At 34.9% G+C, this 6,445-nt stretch carries 7 protein-coding genes and 1 pseudogene; 7 read left to right on the top strand and 1 reads right to left on the bottom strand.

The annotated features are described in order from the left end of the window. Positions 1 to 94: 94 nt before the first annotated feature. The 5 genes and pseudogenes from C0975_RS04310 to C0975_RS04290 all read left to right on the top strand — a co-directional run bounded on the left by C0975_RS04310 (position 95) and on the right by C0975_RS04290 (position 2,400). Positions 95 to 655: pseudogene (locus tag C0975_RS04310) on the top strand (DUF5420 family protein). A 1-nt stretch (position 656) separates the two neighbouring features. Next, entirely contained in the window at positions 657 to 956 is a 300-nt protein-coding gene (locus tag C0975_RS04305; RefSeq protein WP_101775159.1) for a hypothetical protein, read from the top strand. Then, positions 953 to 1,513, top strand: a complete 561-nt coding sequence (locus tag C0975_RS04300) for a YfbR-like 5'-deoxynucleotidase (RefSeq protein ID WP_101775158.1) — start codon at positions 953 to 955, stop codon at positions 1,511 to 1,513. Before C0975_RS04305 ends, C0975_RS04300 begins: the two co-directional genes overlap by 4 nt. A gap of 75 nt (positions 1,514 to 1,588) precedes the next feature. Continuing rightward, positions 1,589 to 2,053 (top strand): gp16 family protein, encoded by a 465-nt coding sequence (locus tag C0975_RS04295; protein ID WP_101775171.1) that lies wholly within the window; start codon positions 1,589 to 1,591, stop codon positions 2,051 to 2,053. Further along, positions 2,053 to 2,400 carry a Mor transcription activator family protein gene (locus C0975_RS04290; RefSeq protein WP_101775157.1) on the top strand — a complete coding sequence of 116 codons (348 nt, stop codon included), beginning with the start codon at positions 2,053 to 2,055 and terminating at the stop codon, positions 2,398 to 2,400. Before C0975_RS04295 ends, C0975_RS04290 begins: the two co-directional genes overlap by 1 nt. Before the next feature lie 343 nt (positions 2,401 to 2,743). Here C0975_RS04290 and C0975_RS04285 read toward each other — a convergent pair whose 3' ends face one another. Beyond that, positions 2,744 to 3,652 (bottom strand): LysO family transporter, encoded by a 909-nt coding sequence (locus C0975_RS04285; protein WP_101775156.1) that lies wholly within the window; start codon positions 3,650 to 3,652, stop codon positions 2,744 to 2,746. A 70-nt stretch (positions 3,653 to 3,722) separates the two neighbouring features. Here C0975_RS04285 and C0975_RS04280 point away from each other — a divergent pair, with 70 nt between their 5' ends. Together C0975_RS04280 and dinB are read left to right on the top strand one after the other, a co-directional pair. Beyond that, complete coding sequence (locus C0975_RS04280) at positions 3,723 to 5,285, top strand: DUF2813 domain-containing protein (protein WP_101775155.1); 1,563 nt, start codon at positions 3,723 to 3,725, stop codon at positions 5,283 to 5,285. Positions 5,286 to 5,365: 80 nt separating this feature from the next. Beyond that, entirely contained in the window at positions 5,366 to 6,442 is a 1,077-nt protein-coding gene (gene dinB, locus C0975_RS04275) for a DNA polymerase IV (RefSeq protein WP_101775154.1), read from the top strand. Positions 6,443 to 6,445: the final 3 nt, after the last annotated feature.

Raw genomic sequence — 6,445 nt, 5'->3', positions numbered from 1 at the left:
CAGAAATCAGCGAAGAGAAGCAAATCAGAGAAAGAGGTGAATTATGAAATTAAATTTGAAAACCTCGAATTAATTGAAGATTAAAGGGGTAAATATGAAACCAGAACGTCGTTATTTCAAATGCTCTCTTAACAAAGAGCCTATTAAATCTCTTCACATACGGTGGAACAATGATCATGAAAAAAGAGATAAAGAATTACAAGCTATTTTTGACACGATCCCTTTTTATGAATATTGGTACGGTGATGAAAAAAGTATTTTTGGCATTGTATGTAATACAAGTAATCCAAAGTTTAAAAAAATCAAAGATGACAATTCTTATAAAATTGAAAGTATGAGTAATGAAAGAGTAAAAATTACTGGCGATGGACGAACTAAAGCTGGGAAGGCTCTTAATGCCAAGATTAAAGATATCAGAGCAATATTATAAAAGTATCCTACCTATAACAATTTTATGTTAGACCAATTAAAACTTAATTGTTGGGTGCTAGGTGCTCGCATGGGATATGTCTCAGTATGTGGTGCGATAAATGATCACTTTGTTGTAGCAATACCAGTTAAATCACAAGATTTTGGTGGGGATAATTTTCCAGTAATTCCAGAATGCTTAACGGAAATAAAACAAAGTGAATTTTTAATGTTACAGGGAAAATAAAATGGAAAATGAAACTTTTGAATTCAGAACGGTTGAAGACTTTTTACAGTTGAACGAAGAACAGTTTAATCGATTTTTACCTGATTTTATCCATTGGTTTGCTATTCGCAAAGCATTTGTGACCAAAAAACAAGTAGCTATTGAAGGGACTGGGGTTATAGCTCAGATTAATCCCGAGCCTGTTATTAAATGGAAAGATGACGGTAAAATCGGAGTTGATGGCTATGAGGTAACGATTATACATCGTCGTGAGGGGGGAAATAATATAAAAATTAGACCAAATAGAGAGGTAAATAAATGAGCATATTTATCACGCACGGCAATCGTTTAATCAACTTTGCCAACCCACAAAATAGCGATATTCATATTGATGATATTATCCATCATTTATCAATGATCCCACGATTTGGTGGGAAATTGGATATGCATTATTCAGTTCTTGATCATAGTGTTTATGTAGGAATGATTGCCAAAACTTTCATGAACGTAGACGATGAGACTGGATTCGCTGCATTAATGCATGACGCGCAGGAGGCTTATTTAGGTGATTTACCAACACCATTGAAAAACCTGTTGCCCGATTACAAAAAAATAGAAACAGCTTTTGAGCTCGCTATTCAAGAAAAATTCAAAATCAGAATAACACCAAAGATAAAAGAACTGGTGAAAGCTGCTGATTTATTAGCATTAAAAGCAGAAAAACAGGCTTTATTTACTACACCATCAGAATATAAGGAACACTGGGCTTTTTTAAATAATTACCCAGATGTGCCCATTCCACCAAACAAATGGTGCAAAGATAGCAAAACGCAATTTAAAGATGCTTTTAACTACTATATCAAGGTGTTAAATCTGTAATTATACTCAAAAATCTAACATATCATTCAGCCTTCTTTTAAGAGAAGGCTTAGTCATATGACGGAGAGAGTAAAAATGGATAAAAAAGAAACACGTAGAAAGTGGCTAATTAAATTAATACATATAGCACAATCAAAGCTTGGTATGGATAAAGAAACATACCGAACTTTCCTCGTTAACATTGTAGATAAATCCAGCTGCTCTGATATGACTATTTCTGAGCTTGAAAAGGTGCTAGAAAGCATGAAATCTCGCGGTTTTAGTACCAAAACAAACACTACAAAACACAGAATAGGCACAAGCCAGCAATACACTTTAAGCAACATTACAAAGAAAATACGTGCTAAATGGCTTGAAATGTATTCACAAGGTATAATTAGAAATAGCAGTGAAGGCGCATTAAACGCTTATGTTGCAAAGATTGCTAAAAATAAAGATGGTCAGCCAATCCAATTTGTCAGCTGGCTTGATAACGAGCAAGCAACAAAAGTTTTAGAAAGATTAAAGAAGTGGCAGCAACGTGAACTAGGAGGTATGTAATGAGCACACAGATGGAAGTAACGCGACACGAGCTTTTACGCGATATTGAAGATAATGTGAGCGCGCTATGTAAAAATTACAATCTCGATCAGGACATTTGTGAACAGATTTCAATACACGTCGCTGATTTTTTGGCTGAACACTATGGTGGGATGGTGATTTCCTTTCCTAAGGATTTTCATTACAAAATCGCACAACGTGACTTAGATATTTATAATGACTTCAATGGGAATAACTGGTTTTTCTTGGTTAAGAAATACAATATGACTGAATCAGGTATTCGTAAAGTGATTAATCGAGTTCGTAAACAAGTGATAAAGCATAATCAAATGGATATGTTCACATAAAAAAGAGGCTGACTATAGCCTCTCAATCTTTTTTCACATACTGAAACTCTTTTACAATTTCTCTATCCCACTAAGTAACATTCATTCCCCATAAGTCCCATTTATATCGCTGAGACTATATTATTTATATCACTATGGATCACATTGGACTTTGATATCCCAAGTTTTATTTATCTATATTTCTTATTTTTGCTGAGTCATTTCTATTTTTTAATTGCTCATTTCTTACTTTTATTTCTCAGGCTATGATGATCAACTTTTCCTATATCCCTATATAAATTCCCTTTTCATCACAGTTTTCTTCCATGACAATTAATTTCTTAATTTTTGTGGTTTTTTACACCTATAATGGGATAGAAGAAAAAAATACTAATAAAATAGGAGGAAGGATATTAGTGATAAATCCAAAGCTTATTGCGAGTGGGACAACTTCAATGCCACCTGATTTTTGAATTATAGGTAGAGTACAGTCTAATGCAGTTGCACCAGAGATACCCACTGCAGAAGAACGGTGATTGTGCATGAGAAATGGGATAGCAAATAAGCTGATAATTTCACGAGAAAGATCATTAAAAAAGGCGATACTACCAAAGATTGGTCCCCATGCATCATTGATAACAACGCTAGATAATGAATACCAACCAAAACCAGAAGCAATAGCCAATCCCTGTGTGATTGGTAATTGTAGAATGAGCGCTGCAATGGTCCCACCAAGCAATGACGTGAGAATAAAGATAATCCCTGTGATTAGTCCTCGTTCATTAAAAATGACTTCACGTAGTGAGATACCATTGTTTCTTAATTGAATGCCTACAAAAAAGATCAGTAAAACGAGTACGTAAGTGCTAGCATTTTTCGGTAGTGTGATAAGTGAAGCCGTGTAATAGCCCACAATAAAGCCAATGAGTACCATTGAGCATAGCTTGCCAGAATCCAATAATAATCTCCAACGCGAGGGTATTTCTTGTTTTAATATTTTTAATGGCTTTGGAAATAGACGATCATAAGTAATCAAACCAATTAAATTTAATGATTGGATAATTAGTGCAAATGTTGCAGCAGAAATAGCAATAATAGGTAATTTTTGTGCTAAGTTATCTAATTGACCAAGTGAAAAGCCCATAATGAATAAAATGATATAAAGTAGTATCATTACGATGCTATTGATTGATTTTAAGACAGTAGTGTTATTGGTTTTTATTATATACCCAATAAAAAGCGGGCATAACACAATGAGAAGTCCTTCATACATATTATGTCTTCCTTAAATAAAGTGAGCTTTTCCATTCTAGATTGGGTAAGAAAAAAAACAAGAGGTGTTTATGTATTTGCGGCAATTAGAGGTTGTTGGCTTTCGTGGAATTAATCGGTTATCTATGTATTTTCGACCTGATATGGTACTCATTGGTGAGAATATGTGGGGGAAATCAAGTTTACTTTCAGCGTTAAGTTTGATTTTTAATGCAGAGCAAGATTTGTATCAATTCACTTTAAATGATTTTCATATCCCTGTTGGACAATCACAATCTGTACGCCATTTAACTTTATTATTCACTTTTTGTGAAAGTGATAAAAATGAAGATAGTACCGAATATAATCGACCTTATGTACAACATAATTTGTTTATTAATCATGCTGATGGTTATCAACGTCTATATTTACGTGTTGAGGGAGAAATAGACTCACAACAAAACGTACATACTGAATACTCATTTTTAGATGAAAATGGGAATACAGTTTGTGTTGATAAGATTGAACAGTTAGTTTTCTCTTTAATTGCGCGCCATCCAGTTTATCGTTTCCGCGATGCTCGTTTAAATCGCTCTCATCATGCTTTCAATTTGGCAACATTAAAAGTTAAAAATGATCTACAAGATGAAATTCAGGCAGTTATGGCTTTATTGTGCTACTACTTCTTAAGTAATAAGAATGTGAGCGAGGTAATGCAAGATACAACGCTTCTTTGGCATAAAGCAAAGGCGCTCTGTTTAAAATTAAAGCAGGATGAAACACAGCGTTTGCGTAAAAAATTATTTTTTTCTTTAGCTTCATTATTTATTGAAAATAAACATATTCGTTTTGGTCGTTTTACTCGTCCAATTATTTTATTTGAAGATCCTGATGCAAGGCTACATCCACGCATGGTTGCGATTATGTGGGAGCTAGTGAGTTATTTGCCAGTGCAACGTATTACGACGACGAATTCGGTTGAGTTGATTTCGCAAGTCCAACTCAGTTCAATTTGTCGTTTAGTGCGTACATCAGAAAGGACGAAGAGTTTTCAACTTAGTCGTCGAGATTTAGGGAAAGAAGATTTTCGGCGTTTAAGTTTCCATATTCATCATAATCGTAGTTTAGCGCTTTTTTCTGCGATGTGGGTGTTAGTAGAAGGAGAAACAGAAGTTTGGATTTTATCAGAGCTTGCTAAATTATTAGAGTTGAATTTGGATATGGAAGGTATTCGCATTGTTGAATTTGCACAAAGTGGATTAAAGCCATTGATTAAATATGCACGAGCGATGGGTATTGAGTGGTACGTATTAGTGGATGGTGATGATGCAGGTAGAAACTATCTTGATGTAGTAAAAAATATATTAGATGAAGAAACACCACTTGCAGAGAGAATAACAATGTTACCTAAACGTGATATTGAACATTTCTTTTATGTGAATGGGTTTGCTGATGTTTTCATTCATCTTGCGCAATGGGAAACAACATCAAATTATTATCCTATGACAAAAGTAATTCAACGTGCAATTCAACGTACTTCTAAGCCTGATTTGGCTATTGCTTTGTCTAATGAGATCACAAAGCGTGGTAGTCAGTCTATCCCGTTAGTCTTTAAACGTTTATTTTCTAAAGTGCTAAGTTTAGCTCGTACATAACTGTTTATTTATACAGTTTTCTATGCTAAAGTGCGGTCAGATTTTAAAAAATTTTGACCGCACTTTTTCTTGCTACCATGATGCCAATGACTCGTAAAATTATTCATATTGATATGGACTGCTTTTATGCGTCGATTGAGATACGTAATAATCCTAGTTTGATAGGAAAGCCTGTTGCTGTTGGTGGTTCTGTCGAAAATCGAGGTGTTTTAGCCACTTGTAGCTATGCTGCGCGCAAGTTTGGTTTACATAGCGCAATGCCAACGGCACAAGCTTTGAAACTATGTCCAAATTTAGTGCTTTTACCCGTGAATATGCCGCTATATAAACAGGTCTCTAAACAAATTCGACAAATTTTTCAGCGCTATACTGATCTCATTGAACCTCTTTCTTTAGATGAGGCTTATTTAGATGTGACAGATTGTGGCAAATGCTCAGGGTCTGCGACTTGGATTGCAACAGACATTCGGCAAGCAATTTTTACTGAACTCGGTTTAACGGCTTCTGCTGGTATCGCACCTTTGAAGTTTTTGGCTAAAATTGCTTCGGAGCAAAATAAGCCAAATGGTCAGTTTGTGATTAACCCTACAGAGGTGAATGAGTTTGTTGCAAATTTGTCATTAAACAAAATTCCCGGTGTCGGTAAAGTAACTTCTCAGCGTTTGTTAGAAATGGGATTGCAGACTTGTGCAGATATTCGCAAAATAGATAAGGTATTGTTATTGAACCAGTTCGGTAAAATGGGACAGCGTATTTGGGCATTTAGTCATGCGATAGATGAACGTAAAGTGGAACCTCATCGAATACTAAAATCAGTTAGTGTAGAAACAACCTTGCAACATAATATTAGCAATTTACCACAAGCTATTGCTGTACTAGAACAACTTTTTCCATCCTTGCTTCAGCGTATTAAACAGGTTTGCCCTGCTTTATCTTTAGTTGCTTTACATAAAATTGGGGTAAAACTGAAGTTTGCTGATTTTCAAGTGACTACGCTAGAAAAAACGGGGTTGGCATTGACTCAAATAAATTTTGAATCGCTATTAAAGCAAATTTGGCAGCGTACAGCAGGGAGAGAAATTCGTTTGATTGGTTTACACTTAAGCTTACCGAACGAAAAGAGAAACTCACAGGTAGAACAAATGAGTTTATGGTAAAAT

The organism is Pasteurella oralis, from assembly GCF_002850605.1.
GTDB classification, from domain to species: Bacteria; Pseudomonadota; Gammaproteobacteria; order Enterobacterales; family Pasteurellaceae; genus Pasteurella; species Pasteurella oralis.
This window is presented reverse-complemented; position numbering and strand designations above follow the sequence as displayed.

Bases quoted from the DNA above. Each gene is read 5' to 3' on its own strand.
- C0975_RS04280 (WP_101775155.1), top strand. From the start codon at position 3,723: ATGTATTTGCGGCAATTAGAGGTTGTTGGCTTTCGTGGAATTAATCGG.
- dinB (WP_101775154.1), top strand. From the start codon at position 5,366: ATGCCAATGACTCGTAAAATTATTCATATTGATATGGACTGCTTTTAT.
- C0975_RS04305 (WP_101775159.1), top strand. From the start codon at position 657: ATGGAAAATGAAACTTTTGAATTCAGAACGGTTGAAGACTTTTTACAG.
- C0975_RS04295 (WP_101775171.1), top strand. From the start codon at position 1,589: ATGGATAAAAAAGAAACACGTAGAAAGTGGCTAATTAAATTAATACAT.
- C0975_RS04290 (WP_101775157.1), top strand. From the start codon at position 2,053: ATGAGCACACAGATGGAAGTAACGCGACACGAGCTTTTACGCGATATT.
- C0975_RS04300 (WP_101775158.1), top strand. From the start codon at position 953: ATGAGCATATTTATCACGCACGGCAATCGTTTAATCAACTTTGCCAAC.
- C0975_RS04285 (WP_101775156.1), bottom strand. From the start codon at position 3,652: ATGTATGAAGGACTTCTCATTGTGTTATGCCCGCTTTTTATTGGGTAT.